Origin of the sequence: Marinobacter sp. (assembly GCF_041687235.1) — a bacterium.
Classification (GTDB): Bacteria; Pseudomonadota; Gammaproteobacteria; order Pseudomonadales; family Oleiphilaceae; genus Marinobacter.
Window position 1 is genome coordinate 163,714 of the sequence record NZ_JAWLCH010000003.1, and the last position, 25,707, is coordinate 189,420.

Sequence of the window (25,707 nt, forward strand, 5' to 3'; positions counted from 1 at the left end):
CCCCGCTGGAACCAGCGGGGCTTTTTTACGTAACCAGGCAACATTCCTTACCTTCAGGTTTCTTGTGGTACCTTGTAGCTGTTAACCGAAAAGGATTCAGTAATCTGGAGTTCCCGTGATGCGAAACTTCCGCTTCAGGTTGTGGCCTCTGTGGGCCGCCCTGATCTTGGCACTGACCGGTTGTTCAGACGGCCAGAATACCGGCAACGGGGACAGCACCACCGATGCGCCGGAAGCGCCCGAATATCCCGTCACCTGGCGTTTCGCCCTGGAAGAAATCGAGGGTAGCGTCCAGCATGCCTATGCCGAAGCCCTGAAAGAACGCATTGAAGAGCGATCCGATGGCAAGATCGAGATGGATATTTTTCCCTATGGCTCACTGGGAACGTCCAGCCAGCTTACGGAATTGGTCCGAAATGGGTCCGTAAACCTCGCGTTCGCCTCCCCCGGCCACCTGGCCAACACCGTGCCAGAGATTGGCCTCTTTACCCTGCATTTTGTTATGCCCGAAGATGCCGACATCACACGGCGACTGCTCGCGAGCCCGAACCTGCTCAACCTGTTCGAGCAACCCTATGCACAGCACTCTTTGAAATTGCTGGGGTTTGTTCCCGAGGGCTGGATGGCATGGACCGCCAATAAAGCGCTTCGCACACCAGACGATTTTCAGGGATTGCGGATAAGAACCATGACATCAGACATGGCCGAAGAAAGCTATCGTGCGTACGGAGCACAGCCCAGTCAGATCCCATACTCCCAGGTTTATAGCGATCTCCAGCTCCAGAAAATTGATGGCCAGAGCAATCCAATCTTTGCCATTGAAGAGATGGATTTCTATGAAGTTCAGAGCACGCTGACCATTGCCCGACACGCACAGTTTGTGTCCTCGGTAATCTCAAACCTTGAGTGGTACGACGCGTTGCCCGAAAACCAGAAACAATGGCTGGGTGAGTCCCTTGAAGATGTCGCTGACATCGCATGGAAAACCCAGGAGGAGCTCAACCAGACCCGGCTCCAGACAATGTTGGAAGAAGCGCACCTCAGCGTCGTTCAACTTACCGATGAAGAGCGAGAGGCTTTCCGGAGGGCCAGCAGGCCGGTGCACGACCTCTACCTGGAACGCACCGGAGAAAGCGGGCAGCGAATCATGGAAAATCTGCAGCAGCTGATTGAGGAGCTTGAGACGGAAAGCCGGACATCAGCGGATTCCGGCAACGGGGACTGAAACAAAGCCAACGCCCTCAACTGCCAGGGCACTTGCGCCCCGGGCGGTCAGTTCGGAAATAAACCGGAACTGATCCTTCAGATCGACCGGATACGCCTTCACGCGGTAACACATCCCCCAGGGGTTATTGGACACTACGACCACCACGGGGCGGTATGTCCGGGTTCGAGGGCAGGTAAAGGCCACATCCCGCAGCAGATCCATGACACGGCCGACATCGTGGTGGGGCTCAAGATTAAATTCAGCCACACACATCAGGTTATCTGTGCCATCGTTACCATTGGCAATCAATGACGCCCAGAGCTTGTTGTGAGGGATGACCACTACGGTATCATCCGGCGTCACAAGCTCCGCGGCACGCGTACCGATCGAACGCACTTCCCCGTATTTTCCGTCTACTTCTATCCAGTCACCCGGCCGGTACGGCATCTCATAGAGCGTAACGATGCCGGCGATCAGACTATTTGCATAGTCCTTGAAGGCAAAACCGAGCGCCAGGCCCAGCGCACCAAAGATGGCCACCATGTTCTCGAACGATGGTTCCACAAGGATCCGCACCACCACTATGATGGTCACCACGATAATGACCAGGCGAAGCAACGGTACCGATGCGAGCACGTAAAACCGGAGTTTGCCACTGAGCTTCATTGCGATTCTTGGAAACAGTTTCTGAATAACGATGGTCAGTCCGGTCGCCAGAACTACGACAACCAGCGCCTCCAGCAATGCCGTGGAGGTAATGGCTGAAAATGCTTCCTTGATACCAAGATCACCCATGATTCACCTCCTAAAAGCTGTCCACCGGATAGCCCCAGCCATCCAGATGTCTCCGGATAGAAGGGTAACCGAACGCGGTGACTTTCCAGCAATTGTCAGCATCCGCCCGCTCAATCAGGTCTGAGCGGGCCAGCCTGGCCAGCACAAAACCCAGCTCTGGCTCCGGGATCCCGGTCGCCAGTGCGAGCAACGAGGCATCAAGTCCGTCATGCAGAAGCAATGCATGCAGCACAAGGCCAATACTGTCGCCCTGAATTTGCGGAACAACAGGCAGGCTCAACTGGTCAAACGGAACAACCCAGCAGCGGGCACTTCCCCTGCCTTCAGCAGGTGCTTCCGCGAATTTTACCGTTTCCGGTTTTTCCTCGGGGCTCGCTCTGAGCGACTGCTGCCAGATTGCGAACGCAACCCCCGGATTTCCCCGTGCAACGGACGCCAGATCCCTGAGAAACCCGCTGTACTTTCGTTTTTTTCCATCTAGCTGATCCACCATCGGCAACACATAGAGGCCATCGTCAGCCATTCGTGCGATCACTCCGTGTTCGCCATTGCCGGAAGCAAGGGACTGAAACCAGTCTCCCAGCATGGCAGCCGTCATTGGCGCTGGAGTCAGCGGCGCCAGATGGGCGCCCTCGAAGTAGGACGACCAGAATTGCCAGCACCAACTGGAACAACCGATGAGACCACGGGCCAGACCACCGGCAGACACGCGGCGAAGCAATTCATGAATAAGCGCCAGGCCGGACAAATGGCGAAGCCAGAAATCAGCCAATTCCGGAATGACCCAGGGCCGGGAAAGATCCTGCCTGTCCCACCAATCACGGGCACCCTGTTCGTCAAGCAACACGTTCTCGGGAGGCAGAATCCGCGTCCAGGGGACTGCATCAGCGTCTTTGTCCCGCCTGAGCTGCGGAAAATTCTCAAGGGCTGACCGCACTCCTGAAAACGGCGGAGCCACAAGAAAAATCACATTCCTGCTGGATAGCGCCACCGAGCGACTGGCGTCCAGCTCCCTCGATAACGAGGTTGCCAGCACCCGAGCATCCGGCTGAGGCGCCAGACTTTGCAACTCGGACCGGGCCAGTTCAGGAAGGTTGTCAAGGCTTTTGAAGGTCTCATCTTCGCGGGCCACACCCGCACGAATCTGCGCCAGAATATGACGGAAGGCGTCTTTCAGCGAGCGTCTGACAGACGTTTCGGGCAGTTTCCATTCATCCACAGGAATAAGGCTACCCTGCGGGCAAGTAGCTTCAATATTCGGAACCGGATTCTTCGTCAATCAGTTCGCTCCTTCGGACCGCCAAACGGCCAGGCTATTCAGGCACCAACCAAACAACCTCGTGAGACAGATTCAGGGCATCCTGGCCGGCAATATCCTCCATCATCACAGACAACCGGGCATCAAACCCCCAGGGCGGATTAATGACCAGCAGGCCCGAGCCAATCATTCCCCTTTCCGGTGGCTTACGCAGATGCACTTCACTACACAGCACTTTACGGACGGCCGTGCTCCTCACAGCGTCTTTCAACCGCTCTTGCAGGCCGCTGGTGAGTATGGGATACCAGACAAGATAGACCCCATGCCGGCACTTTTGCCATGCTTTTTCCAGGGTTGCTGCAACATCGGGGTAATCCGATTTAATCTCGTAAGACGGATCTATCAGCACCAGCAGCCGCGGCTGGCTGGGGGGCAACTGCCGGAGCAAGCCCGTCAGACCATCCTGCCTGAGCACTCGAACGGGTGCCGAAGATGCCCAGCCCGCCAACTCATCACTTTCTGAAGGGTGAAGTTCGAACAGGGTCAGAGCATCAACGGAACGCAGAAAATGCCGGAACCACACCGGGGATCCCGGGTAAACGGAAAGCGCGCCAGGCCCGGCATTCAATCCCGAGAGCACATCAAGAACCGGCTTCCAGTCCCCTGCCCCGAGACGCTCTTTGATGCGCCAGAGTTTCTGGATGCCGTGCTCGGCTTCCCCCGTTTTCTGCGCCCGCTCGCTACGCAAATCATAAATGGCGCTGCCGGCGTGGGTATCGAAACACGCAATGCCTGATTTCTTCGCCTGCATCATGGCGAGGACAAGGGCCAAAGCAGCGTGTTTCTGTACATCCGCAAAGTTACCGGCGTGGAAAGCGTGTAAATAGCTCAGCATTGGGCTTCCTGTTCGTTGAAAACTGGCGACTATTAAGCCGCAGGATGGTCTGCATTGTCACCCTTCCCGTACCCGGTGTTTAAGCCCGACAGATTCTGCTGGTATGCTCTGGCGACCATTTTCCGGAGGACGACGCTTGTCCAATCAAGAACCTGCATCAAAACGAGATACCGTAGACCAGCTTTACAGCCTGATAGCCAACGAAGAAGACGCGCGAGTCTGTAAAGATATTCCAGACGAGGCCTGTCGCGAGGTACCCCGCAACTTCTTTCTCATCCTGGCTGCCAATGTGCTGACCAAGCTCGGAGACCTGCTGATCAGTCCCAAGACCGTCCTCGCCTGGTTGATGAGCGCCATTGGAGCGCCTGCCCTGGTGGCCTGGCTGGTGCCTATCCGGGAATCCGGCTCACTGGTACCCCAAATGGTGATTGCGGCCTGGGTGCGCCGTAAACCTGTTCGAAAATGGTTCTGGACCCTGGGAAGCTTGGGACAGGCTGCCAGCGTGGTGGCTATGGCTGCAAGCGTCTGGTTTCTTGAGGGGTACGCCGCAGGCTCGGGAATCATTGTTGCTCTGATCGCGTTCTCATTAGCCAGGGGATTCTGCTCGGTATCCATGAAGGACGTTCAGGGCAAATGCATTCCAAAAACCCGGCGAGGCAGGCTCGGAGGGCTTGCCTCCACCATTGGCGGCACTGCCACTGTCGTTCTTACCGCTCTGCTGTTCTGGGAACGCGGCGACCCGACAATTGCCTTTTACACGGTGCTCCTGCTTCTGGCCGGTGTGCTCTGGGTCATTGCCGGCTTTCTGTTTGCGGGCGTGGAAGAATACGACGGCGAAACCGGCGGTGGTGGCAACGCCATCAACGAGGCCTTCCGGAGCCTTTCCCTGCTCCGCGACGACGCGCCCTTCCGGAACTTTGTGATCACCCGGGCACTTTTGCTCTGCTCGGCACTGGCTTCGCCCTATTTTGTCGTGCTGGCGCAGAAAGAATCCGACATTGGCTGGATGCTGGGTATCTTCCTGCTGGCCAGCAGTCTCGCCAGCTCAGTCAGTGCGAGCTTCTGGGGGTGGGCTGCGGACACGTCCAGCAGGAGGGTCATGATACGCGGTGCCGCCATGGCCAGCGGCGTGTGCCTGGTCGTCGGATTTACCGCCCTCTTTGTCGGAACCGATATCGGCAGTGTCTGGTTCTATCCGATTGCCTTTTTCGTGCTCAGTATTGCCCATGCCGGTGTGAGGCTCGGACGTAAAACCTACCTGGTGGATATGGCGGGAGGCAACAAACGGACCGATTATACCGCCGTAAGCAACACCGTTATTGGTGTCCTGCTGCTTGTCACCGGCGGTCTCACTGCGCTTGTATCAATGATTTCGAACGTGGCGGTGATCATCGTACTGGGCCTGATGGGGCTGGCGGGAATGTTCAGTGCCATGCGGCTCAAAGAGGTCACCGAAGACTGATCACAGGCATCCGATCAGGAAGGCGCCTTACCATCATTCAAGGCCAGGGCGCCTTTCACGATCCGGTAGATTATCCAGATGGAAATACCAAGGATAATGAACCACCCGATGATAATAGGCGTGGTCACTATACCAATCACGGTCCAGAGCAGGCCTATCCAGAAGGTACGAATCTGCCAGCGAAAGTGCCGCTCCACCCAGGTGTTCCGCACATCGTCCAGTTTGACGTAATTGATAATGACACCCGCCAGACCCGTGATGCCTCCAACAAAAAACGACAAGGCCTGAAGGATGTAGACCACGACAGCGAGGTTACGGGCCGGGTCTGAGCGACGGGATGCCGGATCCGGGTCAGCAGGAATAAACTCCGGTTCAGCCAAGAGACGCCTCCTATTCAACAATTAACCGGAGTCTACCACAGCCTTTCTGGCCGGAAATTGCGAACTGGTCAGTGATTGTCCGGACGATAGCCAAGACGGAAACCGCCCCAGTGCTTTCCATTCACATAGATGGGAACGGAAAGGTCGTGCATGATTTCACCCGTATCCCGACGATAGGTTTGCAGCAGCATGTTCTCGGTGTGCGTGCCGCAACGGATACCCGTCCGGTCGTTGAACAGCCGCTTGCTTCGGCTCTTGACCAGATCCACCTTTGGATCTCCGGTCGGCGCATGGGCAAAATCCCGGTTGTGCGTGGGCACATACCCATCTGGCGCTGCAGCAATGGCGAAGACAATGGCCTCATGGGCGTTTTTCACCTGCTCCTGGATAGCCGGCAGGTACTGGTCGGTGAACTTGTCAAAACTGCTCGAGTACTTCGGGGGGTGGGTATTCGGGACGGGGGTTCGGGTCTTGTCGAACAACGCGCTTTCGGACAGCTTGCCATCGCGGATCGCCTGTTCGAACATCTGGCCAATCTGGTCAGCACCCGCTCTGGCCTGATCGAAGAACGGCCGGTGGTAGCTGGCTTCGCTGTTCAATGCGAATGAGGCATTGGCTTTTTCCGCCAGTTCCATCAGTGTGGCCGCCTGCTCTGCAAGCGATGAAACGCTGGTATCGCTCTCGGAAATCTGGTCGCGCACCGTTTCAATTGCGGAGAAAACCTGGGCCAGACTCTGCTCGTTGTTCTGGTCGATTTCGGCGATCCGGGCGACCTGCTGCTGCACCCGTTCTGACTGATCGCTGATCTGTTCCAGCCGCTCGCCAACACTTTCCACCGACGTCAGTCCCTCTTCAATGCTACGGGCAAGGTCTTCAATGCGGGACACAATCAGTGTGGTGTCGGACCGAATTTCCTCCAAGGTTTCCGCCACTTCCCCGGTCGCCTGAGCAGTTCGACCAGCCAGCTGGCGGACTTCATCAGCCACGACCGCAAACCCGCGCCCCTGATCGCCGGCCCGGGCCGCCTCAATGGCCGCATTGAGGGCAAGCAGGTTGGTCTGCTCGGCAATGCCCTGAATGGTGGTGGTCACGCCCTGGATCTTGTTCGATTTCTCGTTCAGTTCCTGGATCAGCCGGAGGTTTTCCCCGGACTGCTGATGCACCGTCCGTACACTGTCGATCGCGGAGATCAGCGCCTCACGCCCCTCAGTACTGACCTGCTTGTTCTGCAGTGCCATAGTGGCCGCATCCGTTGCCTGTTCCGAAGATTCCCGGACGGTCTCGGTAATCTGGCCTGCGTAATCGGCCATCTGGGCGGTTTCCTCAACCTGTCGATCCAGCCGGAGCTTCAACTGGTCAGCGGCGAAAGACACCTGGGCAGCGGAGATGGCATTCTTGTCGGCGCTACCGGACAGGGTTTCCACCAGGGCGCGTCCTGCCCTGGCGTCGGCGAGTAGTTGGCGGCACTGGGCCTGCAATGGATGATCGTCGGCCAGGGTGCCGTCATTCAGGGACTTGAGCCCCCGCTCTGTGGGCTCCAGCACTCGCACGATCAGAAAACCGCCAGCAGCCACCAGGCCGACCACAAGTCCGATCAGAATCGACGCTGGCTCCAGACCTAACAAAGGCGCCACCACTGCACAGACGACCGCAAGAACAACGGCAACCGCCACCCCCCAAAGAACTGAAGTCCGATCCAGTAACCCCATAGAAACCTCATCTTTTTCGTTGCTTCTGCAAACATTTTGTTATTCAAGGCCATCGTGGAGACTAAAGAATTGACGTGAGTTAATAACTCATACTTTAGTGTATTTAATAGGCATATCGGCGGGAAAACGCGTTTCTGAAACAAAAAACCGCAAACCCGACTCACTCTGTTACCAAGTGAGCCGGGTTTGCGGTGTTGCGATGGCTAAACTGACGTCAGATCAGGCGCCAATTACGCCGCTGTCGTCGCGAGTTACCACCACTGTGGCGCTGCGGGGACGATCTTCACTGGCATTCGGCCAATTACCACCCGGGTGTTGTATGTTCACAAACATCGTTTTGCTGTCAGGCGTGGTGACTACACCAGTCACTTCACATCCCACCGGGCCCACAAAGAAACGCCTGATTTCGCGTGTCTCCGGGTTGGCTGCCAGCATCATGTCGTTGCCGAACGTCTCCTTCTTGTAACCGTTATCGGTCTGAATCCACAGGCGACCGTTGTAGTCAAACCACAGGCCGTCAGGGCTGCTGAAGATATTGTCGTCAGTCAGCGACACAACCACTTCATCGTCAACCACCGTTTCGGTGCCCTCTTCGCCGCCGAACACGAAGATATCCCACTCGAAGCTCGTCGCTGCCTGATCACCCCCGTCTTCGCTCCAGCGGATGATGTGACCGGTCCGGTTCTCGGCAATGGGGTTCGCGGCATTGGTCTGCTCTTCTGTCCGCTGGCTGTTGTTCGTCAATGTGAAATAGACCTGGCTGGAGTTCGGATCGACAGCGCCCCACTCCGGACGATCCATCGGCGTTGCACCAGCGATGTCAGCAGCAAGGCGAGTGTTGAGAATAACATCTGCCTGGTTTTCAAACCCATCAAACAGGATGTTGCTGCGCCCTACCTCAGTGCCTTCCGCTGCAGCCACTTTGGCGGCAAACTCGGCATCATCGAGGGACAACGCAAGCCAGTCGCCGGTACCATCGTCGTTGAACCTGGCTACGTACAGAGTACCCTCTTCCAAAAGAGTGCCATTTGCTGTTGCTGCCTGATAGGGCTGCGCCGAAACAAATTTGTAGATGTACTCGAATCGTGAATCATCCCCTGAGTAGCAAACCACAGGCTCCCCCTCTTTTGCGGGCGCGAAGATCACGCCCTCATGACCAAAGCGACCGAGTGCAGTGCGCTTTTGTGGCTTGCTTTCAGGTGCGAACGGATCGATCTCAACCATGTAGCCGAAGGTGTTGGCTTCGTTGCGGTAGTCAGTCTGCGCAGAACCACCGTCCCTGGGCGTGACATCGAAACGAACATACTGGTCAAGGCCGCTATCCGCCAGTTCCCAGTCATAGCGGGAGCTGCCATTGACACCGTGACGGACGTATTCACGGGGACGATCTTCCGCGCTGGTGGCGAAATAGCCGTGCCAGTTTTCCTCGGCTGTCAGGTAGGTGCCCCAGGGAGTCGGGCCCATGGCACAGTTGTTCAAGGTGCCACGGGTTTCAGTAGCACTCAGGCTGTATGGCGTTACCAGCTTGCTGTACCCACGTACCGGACCACGGATATCCATGGGTGTGCCACCGGTGATACGGCGATTGTAGGGGCTGCCAAAAACAACGTCCCATTTGCCTTCACTGCCCTTTTTAATGTGCACGATAGACACACCGTGGGCTGCGATCTCCTTGCGAACTTCATCGGCCGGACGAACCCCGTTGTTATCCTCTGCGCGGGTAGGCCCATTGGCATGCAGTGCGCGCTGATCAATGTACTCATGGTTCATTACCAGGAGCCCCTCGTCAGAGGAATTGCCGCCGCTCCTGAGATCAATCGGGAAGAAGTGCATACCGTCGTGATGCATACCCACCTGCTGTTCCTGGTCGGCACCGGTATTCGTGCCGTCGGCGCGGTAATCAGGGTAGGAACCGGTAATCGGGGTCCCCCAGGGCAGGAAGGCCTCGGAGCTGTATCCCTCCGGAACCACGACCGTATTTTCACTGGAAACGGGAATGGCCTTAAAGCCCAGATCCGTTGACGCGGAGCTGCCACCAGTGGTGGTTCCTGAGCTGCTGCTATCGCTGCCACAACCGGCAAGGCCAACACCCATGATGCTGGCCAAAGCAGCACCAACACTGCCTTTCATCACAGTGCGACGCTGCATACGGGCAGCGAGAATCTCGTGAAAAGGCGTGTTGTCGGAAAAGTTAACTACCGGCTCGTAGTTGGGATCCAGGTAATTGGGATCAAGGTCATGCTTTGCCATGTTATTGCCTCTCTCAAAGAACAGCGGGTCGATGTTGTTGAGAGGTCAGTTTCGGGGGCAAATATGACAGCAAGCGTTTGTTTACAAGACAAATCCGTTAACATTTTTTTACAAAGGCGACCGGCGGAGAGCCGGTCGCCCCAAAAGGCGCTCATGACGCATGCGTCAGGCTTATCAGACCACTCGATTACTGCTGAGTGGCGTCGTCATAGCCTTCTTCGATGGAATCCCCGGCTTCCTCGGCGGCGTCGCCCATTTCATCAGCGGCGTTTTCAGCGCCTTCTTCCAGTTCTCCGAGTGTTCCCTCGTCCTGACCGGTAGCTTCCTCGTAGGTTTCTTCGGCTGAATCACCCGCCTCTTCCATCATTTCTCCGGCGTTTTCACCAGCCTGTTCGAAGTCAGCCCCCTCGTCTTCCTCCGAGCTGCAGGCAACCAGGCCCAGTGTCAAAACCATCAAAAGCGCACTCAGTGTGAGCTTGTTCATACCATATCCCTCTGTTGGTAAGTATTTACAACCGCGCACAGGGTACGGCCGGGGACTGCTGCATGGCAATTACCGGGCGATTACCCTTTCGTTAACCGGCGCTGTCAGAGAGCAACTGACCATCGATGGTAATGATGTGATCGAACGGGAGCATGGTGCCACGACCCAGCAGCAGGAAATCCTGCCCGGCACGGCTGAAGAGATCGCGGATCACATCATGAACAAGACAGATCTGTCCGGCGCTGTCGCGGTAGACCACCTCCGTAAGCCTGCCGGAAGACAGGTATTCACGAAGCATACCCTGAACAGAATAAGAAGCGGTGGCAGACGAGGGGTTGGGCATGGCTGATTCTTCCTTGTGATCAAGCTCTTCTTGTCTCCCCAAGTCTGGCCCAGAAATCCGTTTTCCGCCAAAGAAATGCTATTTGTCATTTCGAGCCAAGGTGCCCTCTGGGAACTGACGTTCGTTGCATTGCCAGATTGTCCGACATAAATTGCTGGTACGAGCATCGAACGGGAGAAAACAATGAACGCCAAAACCCCAGACAATCTGCAATCACACAAGGTCACTTCACCTACCGAAAAAGACGCCACGGGTAACTGGAAAGACCCAAAACGCTATATGTGGCTGCTCGGACCAGCCCTGCCGGGAATCGGGCTCGCCGCCCTGACCGGCTATGCCCTGGCCCCGAAAAAACTGAAGGCCCTGGCCTGGACCGGTCCGGCGCTGGTTCATGGCATTATCCCCGCCCTGGACCGTGCCATTGGCGAGGATCAGAGCAACCCGCCGGAATCCGCGGTGAAAACACTGGAACAGGACAAATACTACGACCGGATCGTGAAAGCGTTTATTCCCACCCAGTACGCCATGACCTTCATGGGTGCCTGGCTGGCCAGCCGCAAAAGCACACCCCTGGACGACAAGATCGGGCTGACGCTGACGGTCGGCGCCATCAATGGTGTGGGCATCAATACAGCCCATGAACTGGGCCACAAATCCAACAAGCTGAACAAACTACTGGCCATGGCAGCCCTGGCGCCCACCGGCTACACCCACTTTGTCGTTGAGCATAACTTCGGCCACCATAAGCGCGTAGCAACCCCGGAAGACCCAGCCAGCAGCCGTATGGGTGAGAGTTTCTGGAAATTCCTTCCGCGCACGGTGCTGGGAGGTATCAAATCATCCATCAAGATCGAGAAGGCGAGGCTTGAGCGCAAAGGCAAGGGATTCTGGAGTCTGGACAATGAGCTACTACAGGGCTGGGCCATGAGTGCGGGCTTTTTTGGGGCTACCACCCTGGTTTGTGGACCACGGGCGGTGCCATTCCTGGCGGCACAGGCGGTGTATGGTGCGAGCCTGCTGGAGAGTGTGAATTACATTGAGCACTATGGCCTGCTGCGTCAGAAGGACAAAAATGGCAAGTATGAGCGGACCCAGCCGGAGCACAGCTGGAACAGCAATCATATTGTGACCAATCTGTTCCTCTATCAATTGCAGCGGCATTCGGACCACCACGCCCACCCACAGCGCAGCTTCCAGGCCCTGAGGCACTTCGAGAAAGCACCGCAGTTGCCGGGCGGTTATGCGTCGATGCTGTTGCCTGCCTATTTGCCCCAGTGGTGGTATGAAACCATGGATAAGCGGGTGATTGATCACTACGAGGGGGATCTGAGCAAAATCAACTGGGATCCGGATCGGAAGGAGGAACTGATGGCCAAGTATGCGGACTACGCTGCAGAGGTAGCGGCTGAAGCGAAGGCTCGCCGCGAATCCGGGAATTCCGAGGCTGCCTGAATTCTTGCCCCCAGCCTTGACGTTATGGAGCATGCAGCCAACCGGGGCCTTCCTTCCGGGAGACGCCGTGAACCCATCCATGGGGGCTTGATCGCAGCATCCTTGCTGCTCACACTCCCGGAAGGAAGGCCCCGGTCGGCTGCCCCGAATTCTGGCTATATAGTCAGATTTCTTTTTACCGCTGAAACCAGTGATTGCTGGCTAGGTCGTCACTTACCTTTAAAAACTGCCTCCCGCCGTTCCAGGAAAGATTGGATTCCCTCTTTGACATCTTCGCTGGCCATGACCGGCTGCAGTTCCGGGAACAACCGCTGCTTCGCAGTCTCCTGTCCCTCGCTAACAGCGATCTTTGAGGATTTAAGACTGCCCTGGACGCCCAATGGCGCAGCCTTTGCAATTTTCTCAGCGATTTCCAACGCAACGTTGAATTGCTCGCCGGGTTCCACCAGTTCCTGAATCAACCCCCACTGATACGCCTGATCGGCGGTCCACTCATCGCCAGTCAGCAGGTAACGCTGGGCATTGCCCCAGCCGATTTCACGCTGCAAGCGAATGGTGGCGCCGCCGCAGGCAAAGATGCCGCGTTTTACCTCCAGTTGCGCGAAGCGAGTGCCTTTCGCCGCAACTCGTACGTCGGTGTTGAGCATCATCTCAACGCCGCAGGTGAAGCAAATACCCTGGGCGGCGAAGACCACGGGTTTGCTCAGCGCCTGGCCCGTAATGTGGAAGGGGTCCAGCTCGCCCTCACCCGGTTCGATGCCCTTGCCGTTGGCAAACACGCCTGCCCAGTCGTCCAGTTGCAGGCCGCTGGTGAAGTGGTCGCCCTTGGCGTACATCAGCCCGACCCGTAGTTCGGGGTCGTTCTCAAGCTGGTAATACGCAGCCGCGATCTGGTGGTACATCTCGCGGTTCATGGCGTTCATTTTTTCCGGGCGGTTCAGCGCGATCAGCAAAATGTGGTTTTTCTTTTCAACACTTACCAGAGCCATAGCTCTCACCTTTTATATATTTCTCTTGTCTGCAGGCTGGGGCGCAATCGGCCGGGATCGCTTTCAGGGACCCTCTGTGGCCATGGATGGCCACAGCCGAGCGCACAGGGATGTGCTTGTAGCGTGTCCCTGAAAGCGATCCCGGCCGATTGTGCCTACTCCGAAGTCAGAACCAATCGGCCTTCATATTCAGGCAGGTATCATCCTGATTGCGCAGCAGAACCAGATCCTGAGCCACGGTTGGCAACTCCCAGTGGAAGAAGTACTGGGCCGCCTGCAGTTTGCCCTGATAGAAGTTGCGCTCGTCATCAGTATTCGCCGAAGCCAGAGCATGGGCGGCTGCGTTAGCCTGGCGCAGCCACATCCAGGCAACGATGATGTGCCCGAACAGGTGCAGGTAGCAGGAGGCATTAGCCAGGGTTTTGTCGGGGTCGCCTTCCATCAGGGATTTGCCCAGACTCTGGGTGACTTTCACCGCCTGCTGCAGGGTTTCACTCAGGGACAGGGCCCACTGTTGACAGCGATCGGTAGTGGCTGCCTGCAGATCCACCTGCATTTCCTGCATGAGCAGTTGCAGGCCATGGCTCTGATCCTGCCAGATCTTCCGGCCCAGCAGGTCGAGGGCCTGGATGCCATTGGTGCCCTCATGAATCGGGTTCAGGCGGTTATCGCGCCAGCATTGTTCCACCGGATACTCCCGGGTGTAGCCCGCGCCACCGTAGACCTGAATGGCCAGGTCGTTGGCCTTCGGGCCGTATTCCGACGGCCAGGCCTTGATCACCGGGGTGAGCAGATCCAGCAGCTTTCCGGCTTCCTCGCGTTTCTGCTGGTCCGGATGGGTGTGCTGATCATCCATCAGTCGGGCGCCGTAGAGACACAGGGCCAGGCCGCCCTCGCTGTAGGCTTTCTGTGCCAGCAGCATGCGCCGGACATCGGCGTGATCAATGATGGGCACCTGGGGTGACTCGGGATCTTTCTCGCTGGCTTTGCGGCCCTGCAGACGATCTTTGGCGTATTCGAGGCTGTGCATGTAACCGCGATAACCGATCACGGCAGCGCCGAAACCCACGCCAACCCGCGCTTCATTCATCATCTGGAACATGTATTTCAGGCCCTGATGTGGTTCGCCCACCAGATAGCCGTGGCACGGGGCATCGTCACCGAAACTCAGTGCCGTAGAGGTGGTGCCGCGGTAACCCAGTTTGTGGATCAGGCCAGCCAGGCTGACACCGTTGCGTTCGGTGGGATTGCCTTCATCATCCACCAGGAACTTGGGCACGATGAACAGGGAGATGCCTTTAACACCCGCCGGCGCTCCTTTGATCTTGGCCAGCACCATGTGAACGATGTTGTCGGTGATGGACTGCTCTCCGCCGGAGATGTAGATCTTGGCGCCCTTGATCAGGTAATGGCCATCCCCGGTCGGGGATGCCGAGGTACGTATATCCGCCAGAGATGAGCCAGCATGCGGCTCTGTAAGTGCCATGGTGCCGCTGAACCGGCCGCTGAGCATGTTCGGCAGGAAGGTGGTTTTCTGCTGTTCGTTGCCAAAGACGCGGATCAGGTTGGCTGCGGCCGTGGTCAGGAACGGGTACCCAGCGGTACCTGGATTAGCCGCGGTAAAGAAACCATTACAGGCGGCCATCACCGACTCCGGCAGTTGCATGCCGCCCAGCTCGTAATCGTAGCGTCCGGCGATAAAGCCAGCCCGGGCATAGGCGTCGAAGGCTTCTTTGACCTGCGGCAGCATCTCGACCTGGCCGTTGACGAACTTGGGCTCGTCTTTGTCGGCAGCGCTGTTGTGGGTTGCGAATTTCTCCCGTGCCATCTTGTCGGCGGTTTCGATGACGGCATCGAAGGTGTCACGGTTGTGTTCGCTGAAGCGCTCGCGGGTGGTGAGGTTTTCGGTATCGAGGACTTCATAGAGTTGGAACGCCAGGTCGCGGCGGTCAATCAGGGTGTCGGTCATGCTTGGTCTCCTGTTTGTTGTCGACAGCCTCTCACAACTGGTTTTTTCTGGAAACCGGCGTTTATGACATAATTATGGTCAATATTGCCACCAGCTAACCATCTGTCGGCAGATTCATTGTTGGCCGCCCGGCTCTACGGTGGGTAAGTCTGGCCGGGACACGCCGTGAATACGTCCATGTAGGCTTGACTGCAGCATCCATGCTGCAGACAGTCCCGGCCAGACTTACCCACCCCAGAGCCTACCCTGGAGAATGCATGCGAACCGTTTCTGTTATCGGTTTTGATGGGGCACTTGCCAGTGCCATCACCGGGATTATTGATCTTTTCCGTCTTGCCGGAGTCACTTGGGCGCGGATTAACGATGAAACGCCGGTACCCCAGTTTACAACCCGACTTCTGACAAAGGACGGAGCCCCCTGCCGTTGCATCAACGGGTTGACGATTCAGCCAGACGGGGCCTGGAATGATCTGCTGCCGGGGGACGAGAGTGATCTGGTAGTGATACCGACTATCGGTGGCCCGATCGATGTCGTTCTGGCGGGAAATGCGGAGCTCATTGAATGGCTCAGCACTTTTCGGGCTTCAGACGCCGGGCAGGTGCGGGTGGCGAGTAATTGCACCGGTGCATTTATGCTTGCCGAAGCGGGGCTGCTGGACGGGCGTCAGGCGACGACACATTGGGGCTTCAGCCATCAGTTCAGGCAGCGCTTCCCGGGGGTGAACCTGCAACCGGACAAGCTGGTGACGGTGGACGGCGACATTGCCTGCGCCGGAGGAGGGATGGCCTGGTGGGATCTGGGGATTTACCTGGTGGAACGGTACGCGGGGGCTCAGGTGGCCCGGGAGCTGGCGAAGGCGTTCGTGATTGATGCGGGGCGAACCAGTCAGGCGCCCTACAGCGCCCTGCAGGCCCGGCGCTACCATTCCGACGCTGCCATTCTCAAACTTCAGGACTGGCTGGACGGCCATCACAGTGAACCCGTCACTTTAGAGCGCCTGGCCTCGTTAAGCGGATTAACGGAGCGTTCTCTGATTCGCCGGTTCAAGGCGGCAACCGGGGACACGCCCACCGGGTACCTGCAGCTTTTGCGGATTGAGGTTGCACGTCAGCATTTGGAGAAAACGCGGCTTCCCATTGATGAAATCACCCGGTTGGTGGGGTATGAGGATGTGAGTTCTTTCACTCGGCTGTTCCGCAAACATACCGGGCTTTCTCCCGGCGCCTACCGCTCGCGCTTTGTCAGGTAATGTTCGCCCCGCCCTGACTGGCCCGAGTTATGCATCGGTTTTCAGTGAAGGCCGATATCCGGCCTGAAACGTAAAGAATACCGACAGGTGTCACTATGGGGAGGTTTGCCATGAACGCACCGATCAGACAAAGCCAGGCAGACATTCTTAGCAAGCTCTATGACATGAAGCGAAAGCAGATTGAACAGGCACTTCGGCAGGGAAACAGCTTTCGGTGTCAAGTACTTGAAGCAGAAGCCGAGGCAATTTCCAACGCCCTGAAAGCCGTCCGTTAACCGTTCCAACCCCCTCTTATCAGGAGCCATACTTTTTGAGACGACGGCTCCAGCGCTGCTTCGCGTACCGGCGAAGGTTAGAGACATTATCGGTTTCATCCATGATTTCGGTGCCCAAAAGCGTCTCCAGTATGTCCTCCAGCGTCACTATTCCCAGCCAGGTACCCAGTTCGTCATAGACCACGGCCAGGTGTTGCCGCTCTCTCAACATGTCCGAGAAAAGAAACTCGATGTTGATATTGCCTTTGACCCGCTTTATTTTTCGCATGTGCTCCAGCAGGTCGGTCTCGACATCGAGATTGATGAGATCTGCCCGGTGCAGATAGCCGAGTGCCTCTCCATCTTCGTCGATGACCGGATAACGGGAAAACGGTGACTTTCTGACCTGTTCCCGGAACTGTTCATAGGTGATATCAGGGTTGACGTATTTACAGACTGTCCGTGGCGTCATCACCGAACTGACCTTGATCTCGTGGAATCGCAGGACGTTCTGGATCATCCGCCGCTCGTCTTCGTCCAGGGCCTGCTGGTCACGACCGATTTCTGCAAGGGCGCTGATTTCCGCACGGATATCAACGTCTGCCTCACCGGAGCCAATGCGACGGGTGATCTGCTTTGACAGCCAGATAAAGGGCAACAGGGACTTGATCATGAAGCCCAGTATTGCTGGCAGTTTCGGCGCAATGGAACGCCAGTATTTTGCACCGATGGTTTTCGGGATGATCTCGGACAATATCAGTATGGCGAGCGTCATGATTGCAGACGCCGCACCGAGCCATCCCTCACCGAAAACCACGGCGACCTGGGCACCGACACCGGTCGCGCCAGCGGTGTGAGCAACGGTGTTGAGCGTCAGTATGGCCGACAGGGGATCATCAATATTGTCCTTGAGTTTCCGCAGCCTGGAAAAAAGACCCGGATTTTCCTTCTTGAGGGATGCAATGTAACTGGGCGTCACCGATAGCAATGCAGCCTCGAGAATCGAACACAAAAAAGAAAAACCAATGGAAACAATTGCGAAGACAACAAGAAGTGTCATACAGACCTTATGAAGACCGAAGTCGGCAAATTGTATAGAACCCTGAATTCTTTGGCCATATGCTATAAAGCTGCCTCGAGGCGTTTTGCGGACATTACCTAGAGCCCGGCCGCCACCTCCGTGCCCTGACGAATTGCGCGTTTGGCATCGAGTTCCTCGGCAACATCTGCACCACCGATCAGATGTGCTTTCACCCCAAAGGCCGACAACTGGTCAAAAAGTTCCCGATAGGGTTCCTGTCCGGCGCAAATGATCACATGATCCACCGGCAACACGCGGTGCTCGGTTAACTTGCCTTCTTTGTCGGTCACAGACAGGTGCAGACCTTCATCGTCAATTCGCTCATAACGACAGCCTCGCAGCATCTCGACTTCACGGTGTTTCAGGCTGTTTCGGTGCACCCATCCAGAAGTCTTGCCCAGGCCTCCGCCCACCTTCCCGGTCTTGCGCTGCATCAGGTATATCTTGCGAGGTGATGGTGTCGGCTGGCGCTCTGCCAGGCCGCCCGGGCCCTCAAACCGGGGATTAACCCCCCACTCCGCCTGCCAGTCGGCAACGCTGACCTGCTCTCCTTCCGGATGATGGCCGAAGTCGTGGGTCAGGAATTCGCTGACATCAAAGCCAATGCCGCCAGCGCCAATCACCGCCACGGTCTCCCCGACCGGCTTGTTGTGACGAAGCACATCCAGATAGCCAAGTACTTTAGGATGGTCAATGCCGTCTATATTGGGTGTTCTCGGTTTCACACCGGTGGCGATTATCACATCGTCAAAGCCCTGCTCCTTGAGCATGCCTGCGTCGACGCGGGTACCGAGCTTCAGGTCAATCTCTAGCAGCTCGATCTGGCGCTGGAAATAGCGAAGGGTTTCGTAAAACTCTTCCTTACCCGGGATGCGCTTGGCGTAGTTGAACTGGCCGCCAATCTGGTCATCCGCTTCGAAAAGCGTCACGTTATGGCCCCGTTTCGCGGCTGTTGTCGCTGCCGCCAACCCGGCGGGTCCGGCGCCTACCACAGCGACCCGGCGCACAACAGGCGCAACCGTCAACACCAACTCGGTTTCGTGGCAGGCTCGCGGGTTCACCAGGCACGATGCCCGCTTGGCCTGGAAAGCGTGGTCGAGACAGGCCTGATTGCAGGCAATGCAGGTGTTGATCTCATCACTGCGCCCCTGCCCGGCCTTGCGTACAAACTCGCTGTCTGCCAACAAAGGCCTGGCCATGGACACCATATCGGCCTTGCCTGAAGCGAGAATTTCCTCCCCTTTCTCCGGGGTGTTTATTCGGTTTGTAGTGCATACCGGGATATTCACTTCGCCATAGAACTTGGCGGTAACATCGGCAAAGCCGCCGCGGGGCACCGAGGTGACGATGGTGGGAACCCGCGCTTCGTGCCAGCCAATGCCGGTGTTGATAATGGTGGCACCGGCCTGTTCGATGGCCTTACCGAGGGTCACGATCTGATCCCAGGTCTGGCCGCCCTCAACCAGATCAAGCATCGACAACCGGTAGATAATGATGAACTCCGGCCCTACGGCTTCGCGCATACGGCGGACAATCTCTACCGGCAGGCGCATGCGGTTTTCGTAGGGGCCACCCCATTTGTCCGTGCGTTTATTGGTGCGCTCGCACAAAAACTGGTTGATGAAATAGCCTTCAGAGCCCATCACTTCAACGCCATCATAGCCAGCAAACTTTGCGAGTTTCGCGGCACTGACGAAATCGTTGATCTGCCGCTCAACCCCTCTGGAGGAAAGAGCGCGAGCCTTGAACGGGCTGATGGGGGCCTTGGTTGCCGAGGCCGAAACAATCAGCGGCTGATAGCCATAGCGCCCTGCGTGCAGAATCTGCATACAGATCTTTCCGCCGGCCTCATGAACCGCGCCGGTCACATGGCGATGCAGCAGGGCCGTAGCCCGGTTGTTCATGGTTGAGGCAAGCGGGGCCAACTGCCCGACCAGATTGGGCGAGAAACCGCCCGTTACCATGAGCCCCACACCACCTTCGGCCCGCTCAGCGAAGTAACGGGCAAGCTTGTGAATATTCCAGAACCGGTCTTCAAGGCCTGTGTGCATGGACCCCATCAGCACCCGGTTCTTGAGTTCGGTGAAGCCGAGATCCAGCGGTTTCAAAAGATTGGGATAGGTGTCGCTCATGGGGCTCTCTCATGGAATATTTATCGGGAGTATACACTTGATCAATGGCAAGTTGACTTGACCTTCGGGACGGGGCACGTATCATCGGCAATCAAGTTTGACTGACGGAGCAACCATGACCGCAAGGTCCTACGGCTGCACAAGATTTACCCGCCCACCTGTTACCGCTGACATTGCGCGGCACCGGGGACGCCTACCCTACTTCCCGGATCCGCCCGCTCTCTGCTGATCCACCCTATCCTCCATGCCGTAAGGGCATCGGTATGCGTCGTGCAGGGTGGCCCGCCGGAGACTAGACTCAGGCAAACATGCCTTCAATACTCACGTAAAAGAAAACCAATAACGAGGTTGCGATGTCGCTACCGCTGGTTGTTTTACTGCCTTTTCTGGGTGCCATAGCCGCGCCCTTGTTCGCTCAAGGCGGCAGAACGGCAATTGCCGTTGCATCTTCTGTACCCGCGCTGATCGCACTCGCAGCTCTTTTCCCGCATTGGGCAACCCTTGCTGATGGTGGCGTGGTGCTGCACAGCTATGAATGGTTGCCGGCCCTTGGTCTTTCTTTCAGCTTCCGGCTGGACGGCCTGTCTCTGCTGTTCGCCCTGCTGATCCTGATTATCGGGTTACTGATCATTCTCTACGCCCGCTATTACCTGAAGGCCTACGAGAACGTCGGCAAGTTCTACGCCCTGCTGCTCTGCTTCAAAGGTTCCATGCTGGGCATTGTGCTCTCCAGCAACCTGCTATTGATGATGATTTTCTGGGAACTGACCAGCCTGACCTCGTTTCTGCTGATCAGCTTCTGGACCCACAAACAGGACGCCCGCCGCGGCGCCCGCATGGCGCTTGCAGTGACCGGCGGCGGCGGCCTCGCTCTGCTGGCGGGCATCCTGATCATCGGCAACATCGTTGGCAGCTTTGAGCTTGATGACGTGCTGGCAGCCGGTGATCAGATCAAGGCGCACGCCATGTACCCGGTCGCTCTGACCCTGGTTCTGCTTGGCGCATTCACCAAATCGGCCCAGTTCCCGTTCCATTTCTGGCTGCCCCATGCCATGCAGGCGCCTACCCCGGTATCGGCCTACCTGCACTCGGCCACCATGGTGAAAGCCGGCATCTTCCTGATGGCACGGCTCTATCCGGCCCTTGCAGGAACCGAGCAGTGGTTCTACATGGTCAGTTTTACCGGCATGGCAACCCTGCTCATCGGCGCCTATGTCGCCATGTTCAAGCATGACCTGAAAGGACTTCTGGCCCACTCAACGGTGAGCCACCTGGGCCTGATCACCCTGCTGTTTGGTATGGGCACCCAGCTTGCAGCCGTAGCGGCGGTTTTCCATGTAATCAACCATGCCATCTTTAAAGCCTCTCTGTTTATGGCCGCCGGTATCATCGACCACGAAACGGGCACCCGCGACATGCGCCGCATCAATGGTCTCTGGCGCTACATGCCCCACACCGCCACCCTGGCCATGGTGGCTGCTTCGTCCATGGCCGGGGTTCCGCTGCTGAACGGCTTCCTGAGTAAGGAAATGTTCTTTGCCGAGTCTCTGGAGCTGAACCTCCCGGGACTCTGGGCCTGGCTGCCACCGATTGCCGCAACCCTGGCTGGAATTTTCGCAGTCGCGTATTCAGCCCGCTTTATTCACGATGTGTTCTTCAACGGAAAACCCGTGGATCTTCCAATCTATCCGCCCCATGAGCCGCCGCGCTACATGAAGTTTCCGGTAGAAATCCTGGTGTTCGCCTGCATCATGGTTGGCGTGTTTCCGGCTATTGCCGTCGGGCCGCTGCTCTTTATGGCGGCGTCAGCAACGCTTGGCGGTGACGTGCCGGAATACACCCTTTCCATATTCCATGGATTCAACCTTCCGCTGCTCATGAGTTTTGTCGCATTCTTTGGCGGCCTCCTCATGTACAGCCAACGCCAGCGCTTTTTCGATTTTCACGCACGCTTCCGGGAAATCGATGAGAAGGCAGTGTTCGAGAGCGTTGTTCTGCGGATTGTAGACTTTGCCAACAGCGTGACCTCACGCGTGGAGAACGGCTCGCTGCAGCGATACGCTCTGCTGCTGCTTGTCAGCGTGATCGTCGTTGCAGCTATGCCATTGATTGACCTGGGGGTCTTTGTCGGCGAGAACGGCTTGAGCCCCGTGGACGCGCCAACGGCGATTGCGGCCGCTGTACTGATACTCTGCGCGTTTGCAACTGCAGGACTGCATCGACAGCGTTTCTATGCACTGGTGCTGTTAAGCGTAGTCGGCCTGGTCGTGGCTCTGGCCTTCGCTCGCTTTTCGGCACCGGACCTGGCGATGACCCAGCTCTCTGTGGAGGTGGTCACCATCGTTCTGCTGATGCTGGCAATCTATTACATGCGTCCCTGGACGCCCATCGAAACAACGCTGAGGCGTCGTGTCAGGGATGTGACTATTGCTGCAGTCGCGGGTATTGGCATGACACTGGTAACGCTTGCCATGCTGACCCAACCATTCAGCTCGATCTCCGAGTTCTTCCTCGAGAACAGCAAGCCCGGCGGTGGCGGCACCAACGTGGTCAACGTCATTCTCGTGGACTTCCGGGGCTTCGATACCCTGGGCGAAATCACGGTCCTGGCCATTGCCGCCCTGGGCATCTACGCCATGCTCAAAGACACCGTATTGACGCCACCGCCCAGCGATGGCGCCGGCCACGCATGGGCCCGGGATGCGCACCCGTTGATGTTGAGCCTGATCGCCCGGCCAATGCTACCGCTTGCCCTGATGGTGTCCGCATTCATTTTCCTGCGCGGCCACAACCTGCCAGGGGGCGGTTTTATCGCCGGTCTCATAACCTCGATTGCGCTGATTCTCCAATACATTGCCAGCGGCATGGAATGGACAGAGGATCGAATCCGTCTGCGCTACCACAACGTCATCGGGCTGGGCCTGTTGTTCGCAACGGTTGCCGGGCTTGGCAGTTTCGCGTTCGGCTACCCGTTCCTCACATCCACCTTCGATTACATAACCTGGCCAGTGGTGGGCAAGTTCGAGGTTGCCTCGGCCCTCATCTTTGATCTCGGCGTCTACCTGGCGGTGATCGGCGCCACCCTGCTATCACTGGTGACTGTCGGCCGGATGTCTCCTCACTCCGCGATAAAAAGCAAACAGGAGGGTGCGTAATGGAGCTTGTTTTCGCACTGGTCATCGGCGCACTGACATCCTCCGGGGTGTATCTGATCCTCCGTGCTCGCACCTTCCCGATGGTGGTCGGCCTGACGCTGCTGTCTTACGGCGTCAACCTGTTTCTGTTCTCCAGTGGCCGCCTGGCGACCGGCCAGCAACCGATCATCGGCACCGCTGCCAGTTATGCTGACCCCCTGCCACAAGCGCTGGTGCTTACAGCGATTGTGATTGGCTTCGCAATGACGGCGTTCGTTGTCGTGCTGTCCCTGCGCAACCTGGCCGACAACGAGGATGACCACGTGGACGGCAAGCAACCCTATAAATCGCCCGCACCGGAGGAGGAATCGGAGGTGACCGGTAAATGAACCACTGGCTTACCGCTCCTGTTCTTATTCCACTGCTTGGCGGCATTCTTCAGGCGTTTATGGGCTACGCGCCTATCAGCCTGCGGCGCACGCTGGCGCTGGCCACCACGGTTCTGATGCTGGTATCCGCCATCGTGCTTCTGTTAATGGCAAACGATGGCAGTTACCGGATCTACGCATTCGGCAACTGGCAGCCCCCGTTCGGGATTGTGCTGGTGCTGGATCGATTGGCCGCCCTGATGCTTATCATGACTGCCATTCTGGCCCTGTTCTGTCACATCTTTTCGATCGGCGGTGCCGATGAGGGGAACCGTCAGTTCCATGGCCTGTTCCTGTTCCAGCTAATGGGACTGAATATGGCCTTCCTCACAGGCGATCTGTTCAATCTTTTTGTTGCCTTTGAGGTTCTGCTCATCGCCTCATACGGCTTGCTGATGCATGGTGGCGGGACAGTCAGAACGGTTCCGGGCCTGCACTATGTCGTGCTGAACCTGATCGGTTCTGCAGTGTTCCTGATCAGCGTCGGTATGATCTATAGCGTCACCGGCACACTGAACATGGCGGACCTGGCGGTCAAGGTTTCACAAGTCTCCGGAGAAGGCCTGAACATCGTCAAGGCCGGCGGCATGATGTTGCTGGTGGTCTTCGGCCTCAAGGCAGCCATTCTGCCTCTCTGCTTCTGGCTGCCACGGGCCTACTCAAAAGCCACGGCGCCGGTTGCTGCACTGTTTGCGGTAATGACCAAAGTTGGCATTTACGCCATTCTGCGGGTCTACCTGCTGGTTTTCGGCGACGATGCGGGCGAGCTCGCCAATCTCGGCATGGACTGGCTGTTCCCGATTGCCCTGGCCACCCTGGCCATGGGCGTTATCGGTGCGTTGGGGTCCGGCAGCCTGAAAACCCTGGTCGCCTGGCAGGTCATCATTTCGGTAGGCACTTTGCTGGCTCCAATTGCACTTGGCTCCGAAGCAGGCCTGTCTGCCGCCCTTTTCTACCTGCTGAGCACAACATGGACCGTAGGTGGGCTGTTTCTTGTCTCGGAGCTGGTCGCCAACCAGCGCGGTTCGGCCAAAGACCGCATTATTACGGCGCCTAAAATGCAGAGCCGCACCTTCCTCAGTGTCCTGTTCCTGCTCGGTGCCGTGGCCGCGGCCGGTCTGCCACCCCTGAGCGGCTTTTTTGGCAAGGTACTGATTCTGCAGTCTGTTGAACCCGGAACCGAAATGGCCTGGCTGTGGTCCATACTGCTGATCGGCAGCTTTCTCACTCTCATTGCCTACAGCCGCGCCGGCAGCATCGTGTTCTGGCGTACGGTGGATGGTCATCTGGAAAAACCGGATCCGCTTAACGGCCGGATTTCGGTGGCAGCCGGCGCACTCACCGCCCTGGCAATCGTAATGGTTGTGCTGGCTGGCCCTATTACGAGCTTTACCGATGCGACGGCGGCGCAGTTGCATAACAGCGACGCCTATATCGAAATCTTGCAGAGCCCAATGGTCGGGGAGGACAGCTAATGCTTGATCGCCTCAGTTTTCCTCAGCCCTGGCTAAGCCTGACCCTGTTCGTCACATGGCAGTTCCTGAGTGACGGCATAAGCGGGGGCAGTGTCGTATTGGGCATTATTCTGGCCTGGGGTATACCTCAGATGACCCGGGGTTTCTGGCCTGACCGCCCGGCTGTCATCAAGGGCTGGCGGGCACCAGCATACGCCCTGCGAGTTCTCTGGGATATTATTGTTGCCAGCGTTGAAGTGGCAAAGCTCATTCTCAGCCCCCGACAGCCGCGCCCGATGTTCATCTGTTATCCTCTGGAACTGGATCACCCCCTGGCGATCAGCATACTGGTCAGCACCATCTCACTGACGCCGGGAACAGTCGGTGCGGATGTAAGCGATGACAACAAGCTGATTCTGATCCATTCACTGGACGCCGAGGATGAGCAGGACGTCATCAACACGATTCGAGCCCGTTATGAAAAGCCACTGCTGGAGATGTTCCAATGATGCTTGCTGCGCTCTACATCACCATCGCCATGGTTACGCTGGCAGCGTTACTGAACGTCTATCGCGTGATCAAGGGGCCGGACGCGCCCGATAGGGTATTGGCACTCGACACTCTCTACGTCAATGCCATCGCACTGATCGTTCTGCTCGGTATAACGCTACAGACACGTATGTACCTCGAGTCCGCGCTGCTCATTGCAGTGATGGGATTCGTTGGGACGGTTGCAATGGCAAAATACCTCAAGCGCGGCAGCGTCATTGAGTAACCCGGA

General features: G+C 57.3%; 22 protein-coding genes. 10 read left to right on the forward strand and 12 right to left on the reverse strand.

All coding sequences use genetic code 11. The annotated features are described in order from the left end of the window. Positions 1-118: 118 nt before the first annotated feature. Entirely contained in the window at positions 119-1,225 is a 1,107-nt protein-coding gene (gene dctP / locus ACESMK_RS06205) for a TRAP transporter substrate-binding protein DctP (protein WP_372996337.1), read from the forward strand. Here the strand turns inward: dctP and ACESMK_RS06210 are convergent. Genes ACESMK_RS06210 through ACESMK_RS06220 form a run of 3 tightly spaced genes read right to left on the reverse strand, consistent with a single transcriptional unit; the run spans position 1,199 to position 4,155 of the window. Further along, entirely contained in the window at positions 1,199-2,002 is an 804-nt protein-coding gene (locus tag ACESMK_RS06210) for a mechanosensitive ion channel family protein (RefSeq protein WP_372996338.1), read from the reverse strand. The genes dctP and ACESMK_RS06210 overlap by 27 nt on opposite strands. Before the next feature lie 10 nt (positions 2,003-2,012). Continuing rightward, complete coding sequence (locus tag ACESMK_RS06215) at positions 2,013-3,281, reverse strand: hypothetical protein (RefSeq protein WP_372996340.1); 1,269 nt, start codon at positions 3,279-3,281, stop codon at positions 2,013-2,015. Between the two features lie 34 nt (positions 3,282-3,315). After that, positions 3,316-4,155, reverse strand: a complete 840-nt coding sequence (locus tag ACESMK_RS06220; protein WP_372996342.1) for a 23S rRNA (adenine(2030)-N(6))-methyltransferase RlmJ — start codon at positions 4,153-4,155, stop codon at positions 3,316-3,318. Positions 4,156-4,291: 136 nt separating this feature from the next. On the opposite strand from ACESMK_RS06220, the gene ACESMK_RS06225 reads away from it, so the two are divergent. Beyond that, the gene (locus ACESMK_RS06225; protein WP_372996344.1) at positions 4,292-5,617 is read left to right on the forward strand and encodes an MFS transporter; all 1,326 of its coding nucleotides are present in this window, start codon (positions 4,292-4,294) and stop codon (positions 5,615-5,617) included. A gap of 14 nt (positions 5,618-5,631) precedes the next feature. On the opposite strand, the gene ACESMK_RS06230 is transcribed toward ACESMK_RS06225, so the two are convergent. The 5 genes from ACESMK_RS06230 to ACESMK_RS06250 all read right to left on the reverse strand — a co-directional run bounded on the left by ACESMK_RS06230 (position 5,632) and on the right by ACESMK_RS06250 (position 10,783). After that, on the reverse strand, positions 5,632-5,997 hold the full coding sequence (locus tag ACESMK_RS06230; protein ID WP_372996346.1) for a DUF4870 family protein: 366 nt from the start codon (positions 5,995-5,997) through the stop codon (positions 5,632-5,634). Between the two features lie 68 nt (positions 5,998-6,065). After that, positions 6,066-7,706, reverse strand: a complete 1,641-nt coding sequence (locus ACESMK_RS06235) for a methyl-accepting chemotaxis protein (protein WP_372996348.1) — start codon at positions 7,704-7,706, stop codon at positions 6,066-6,068. 219 nt (positions 7,707-7,925) lie between these two features. Next, a complete protein-coding gene (locus ACESMK_RS06240) occupies positions 7,926-9,956 on the reverse strand; it encodes a PhoX family protein (protein WP_372996350.1) in 2,031 nt (676 codons plus the stop codon). A gap of 187 nt (positions 9,957-10,143) precedes the next feature. Further along, complete coding sequence (locus ACESMK_RS06245; protein WP_372996352.1) at positions 10,144-10,440, reverse strand: hypothetical protein; 297 nt, start codon at positions 10,438-10,440, stop codon at positions 10,144-10,146. 91 nt (positions 10,441-10,531) lie between these two features. Next, complete coding sequence (locus ACESMK_RS06250) at positions 10,532-10,783, reverse strand: hypothetical protein (RefSeq protein WP_372996354.1); 252 nt, start codon at positions 10,781-10,783, stop codon at positions 10,532-10,534. Between the two features lie 183 nt (positions 10,784-10,966). On the opposite strand from ACESMK_RS06250, the gene ACESMK_RS06255 reads away from it, so the two are divergent. Then, positions 10,967-12,235: an alkane 1-monooxygenase gene (locus ACESMK_RS06255; RefSeq protein WP_372996356.1), complete on the forward strand. Its 1,269-nt coding sequence runs from the start codon at positions 10,967-10,969 to the stop codon at positions 12,233-12,235. A gap of 209 nt (positions 12,236-12,444) precedes the next feature. Here the strand turns inward: ACESMK_RS06255 and ACESMK_RS06260 are convergent, their stop codons facing one another. Then, positions 12,445-13,224 carry a crotonase/enoyl-CoA hydratase family protein gene (locus ACESMK_RS06260; RefSeq protein WP_372996358.1) on the reverse strand — a complete coding sequence of 260 codons (780 nt, stop codon included), beginning with the start codon at positions 13,222-13,224 and terminating at the stop codon, positions 12,445-12,447. A 166-nt stretch (positions 13,225-13,390) separates the two neighbouring features. Continuing rightward, the gene (locus tag ACESMK_RS06265; RefSeq protein WP_372996361.1) at positions 13,391-15,193 is read right to left on the reverse strand and encodes an acyl-CoA dehydrogenase; all 1,803 of its coding nucleotides are present in this window, start codon (positions 15,191-15,193) and stop codon (positions 13,391-13,393) included. Between the two features lie 257 nt (positions 15,194-15,450). Here ACESMK_RS06265 and ACESMK_RS06270 point away from each other — a divergent pair, with 257 nt between their 5' ends. Both ACESMK_RS06270 and ACESMK_RS06275 read left to right on the forward strand, forming a co-directional pair. Next, on the forward strand, positions 15,451-16,443 hold the full coding sequence (locus tag ACESMK_RS06270) for a GlxA family transcriptional regulator (protein WP_372996363.1): 993 nt from the start codon (positions 15,451-15,453) through the stop codon (positions 16,441-16,443). A gap of 110 nt (positions 16,444-16,553) precedes the next feature. Then, entirely contained in the window at positions 16,554-16,718 is a 165-nt protein-coding gene (locus ACESMK_RS06275; RefSeq protein WP_372996365.1) for a hypothetical protein, read from the forward strand. Positions 16,719-16,737: 19 nt separating this feature from the next. On the opposite strand, the gene ACESMK_RS06280 is transcribed toward ACESMK_RS06275, so the two are convergent. Both ACESMK_RS06280 and ACESMK_RS06285 read right to left on the reverse strand, forming a co-directional pair. Then, positions 16,738-17,757 carry a CNNM domain-containing protein gene (locus ACESMK_RS06280; protein ID WP_372996367.1) on the reverse strand — a complete coding sequence of 340 codons (1,020 nt, stop codon included), beginning with the start codon at positions 17,755-17,757 and terminating at the stop codon, positions 16,738-16,740. A 98-nt stretch (positions 17,758-17,855) separates the two neighbouring features. After that, entirely contained in the window at positions 17,856-19,910 is a 2,055-nt protein-coding gene (locus ACESMK_RS06285) for an FAD-dependent oxidoreductase (protein ID WP_372996368.1), read from the reverse strand. 353 nt (positions 19,911-20,263) lie between these two features. Here ACESMK_RS06285 and ACESMK_RS06290 point away from each other — a divergent pair, with 353 nt between their 5' ends. The 5 genes from ACESMK_RS06290 to ACESMK_RS06310 are packed head-to-tail and all read left to right on the forward strand — an operon-like array spanning position 20,264 to position 25,701. Then, positions 20,264-23,065, forward strand: coding sequence for a monovalent cation/H+ antiporter subunit A (locus tag ACESMK_RS06290; RefSeq protein ID WP_372996370.1), 2,802 nt, complete (start codon positions 20,264-20,266; stop codon positions 23,063-23,065). After that, complete coding sequence (locus ACESMK_RS06295) at positions 23,065-23,433, forward strand: Na+/H+ antiporter subunit C (RefSeq protein ID WP_372996372.1); 369 nt, start codon at positions 23,065-23,067, stop codon at positions 23,431-23,433. The genes ACESMK_RS06290 and ACESMK_RS06295 overlap by 1 nt, the downstream gene beginning before the upstream one ends. Then, entirely contained in the window at positions 23,430-24,947 is a 1,518-nt protein-coding gene (locus ACESMK_RS06300; RefSeq protein WP_372996374.1) for a monovalent cation/H+ antiporter subunit D, read from the forward strand. Before ACESMK_RS06295 ends, ACESMK_RS06300 begins: the two co-directional genes overlap by 4 nt. After that, the gene (locus ACESMK_RS06305; RefSeq protein WP_372996376.1) at positions 24,947-25,435 is read left to right on the forward strand and encodes a Na+/H+ antiporter subunit E; all 489 of its coding nucleotides are present in this window, start codon (positions 24,947-24,949) and stop codon (positions 25,433-25,435) included. The genes ACESMK_RS06300 and ACESMK_RS06305 overlap by 1 nt, the downstream gene beginning before the upstream one ends. Beyond that, positions 25,432-25,701 carry a K+/H+ antiporter subunit F gene (locus ACESMK_RS06310; protein ID WP_372996378.1) on the forward strand — a complete coding sequence of 90 codons (270 nt, stop codon included), beginning with the start codon at positions 25,432-25,434 and terminating at the stop codon, positions 25,699-25,701. Before ACESMK_RS06305 ends, ACESMK_RS06310 begins: the two co-directional genes overlap by 4 nt. The last annotated feature ends 6 nt before the right edge of the window (positions 25,702-25,707 follow it).

What these genes read in the sequence shown, in the direction of transcription:
- ACESMK_RS06235 (WP_372996348.1), bottom strand. Translation starts at nt 7,706, where the DNA reads ATGGGGTTACTGGATCGGACTTCAGTTCTTTGGGGGGTGGCGGTTGCC.
- ACESMK_RS06210 (WP_372996338.1), bottom strand. Translation starts at nt 2,002, where the DNA reads ATGGGTGATCTTGGTATCAAGGAAGCATTTTCAGCCATTACCTCCACG.
- ACESMK_RS06240 (WP_372996350.1), bottom strand. Translation starts at nt 9,956, where the DNA reads ATGGCAAAGCATGACCTTGATCCCAATTACCTGGATCCCAACTACGAG.
- ACESMK_RS06305 (WP_372996376.1), top strand. Translation starts at nt 24,947, where the DNA reads ATGCTTGATCGCCTCAGTTTTCCTCAGCCCTGGCTAAGCCTGACCCTG.
- dctP (WP_372996337.1), top strand. Translation starts at nt 119, where the DNA reads ATGCGAAACTTCCGCTTCAGGTTGTGGCCTCTGTGGGCCGCCCTGATC.
- ACESMK_RS06265 (WP_372996361.1), bottom strand. Translation starts at nt 15,193, where the DNA reads ATGACCGACACCCTGATTGACCGCCGCGACCTGGCGTTCCAACTCTAT.
- ACESMK_RS06270 (WP_372996363.1), top strand. Translation starts at nt 15,451, where the DNA reads ATGCGAACCGTTTCTGTTATCGGTTTTGATGGGGCACTTGCCAGTGCC.
- ACESMK_RS06280 (WP_372996367.1), bottom strand. Translation starts at nt 17,757, where the DNA reads ATGACACTTCTTGTTGTCTTCGCAATTGTTTCCATTGGTTTTTCTTTT.
- ACESMK_RS06310 (WP_372996378.1), top strand. Translation starts at nt 25,432, where the DNA reads ATGATGCTTGCTGCGCTCTACATCACCATCGCCATGGTTACGCTGGCA.
- ACESMK_RS06295 (WP_372996372.1), top strand. Translation starts at nt 23,065, where the DNA reads ATGGAGCTTGTTTTCGCACTGGTCATCGGCGCACTGACATCCTCCGGG.
- ACESMK_RS06220 (WP_372996342.1), bottom strand. Translation starts at nt 4,155, where the DNA reads ATGCTGAGCTATTTACACGCTTTCCACGCCGGTAACTTTGCGGATGTA.
- ACESMK_RS06255 (WP_372996356.1), top strand. Translation starts at nt 10,967, where the DNA reads ATGAACGCCAAAACCCCAGACAATCTGCAATCACACAAGGTCACTTCA.
- ACESMK_RS06275 (WP_372996365.1), top strand. Translation starts at nt 16,554, where the DNA reads ATGAACGCACCGATCAGACAAAGCCAGGCAGACATTCTTAGCAAGCTC.
- ACESMK_RS06285 (WP_372996368.1), bottom strand. Translation starts at nt 19,910, where the DNA reads ATGAGCGACACCTATCCCAATCTTTTGAAACCGCTGGATCTCGGCTTC.
- ACESMK_RS06245 (WP_372996352.1), bottom strand. Translation starts at nt 10,440, where the DNA reads ATGAACAAGCTCACACTGAGTGCGCTTTTGATGGTTTTGACACTGGGC.
- ACESMK_RS06300 (WP_372996374.1), top strand. Translation starts at nt 23,430, where the DNA reads ATGAACCACTGGCTTACCGCTCCTGTTCTTATTCCACTGCTTGGCGGC.
- ACESMK_RS06260 (WP_372996358.1), bottom strand. Translation starts at nt 13,224, where the DNA reads ATGGCTCTGGTAAGTGTTGAAAAGAAAAACCACATTTTGCTGATCGCG.
- ACESMK_RS06290 (WP_372996370.1), top strand. Translation starts at nt 20,264, where the DNA reads ATGTCGCTACCGCTGGTTGTTTTACTGCCTTTTCTGGGTGCCATAGCC.
- ACESMK_RS06250 (WP_372996354.1), bottom strand. Translation starts at nt 10,783, where the DNA reads ATGCCCAACCCCTCGTCTGCCACCGCTTCTTATTCTGTTCAGGGTATG.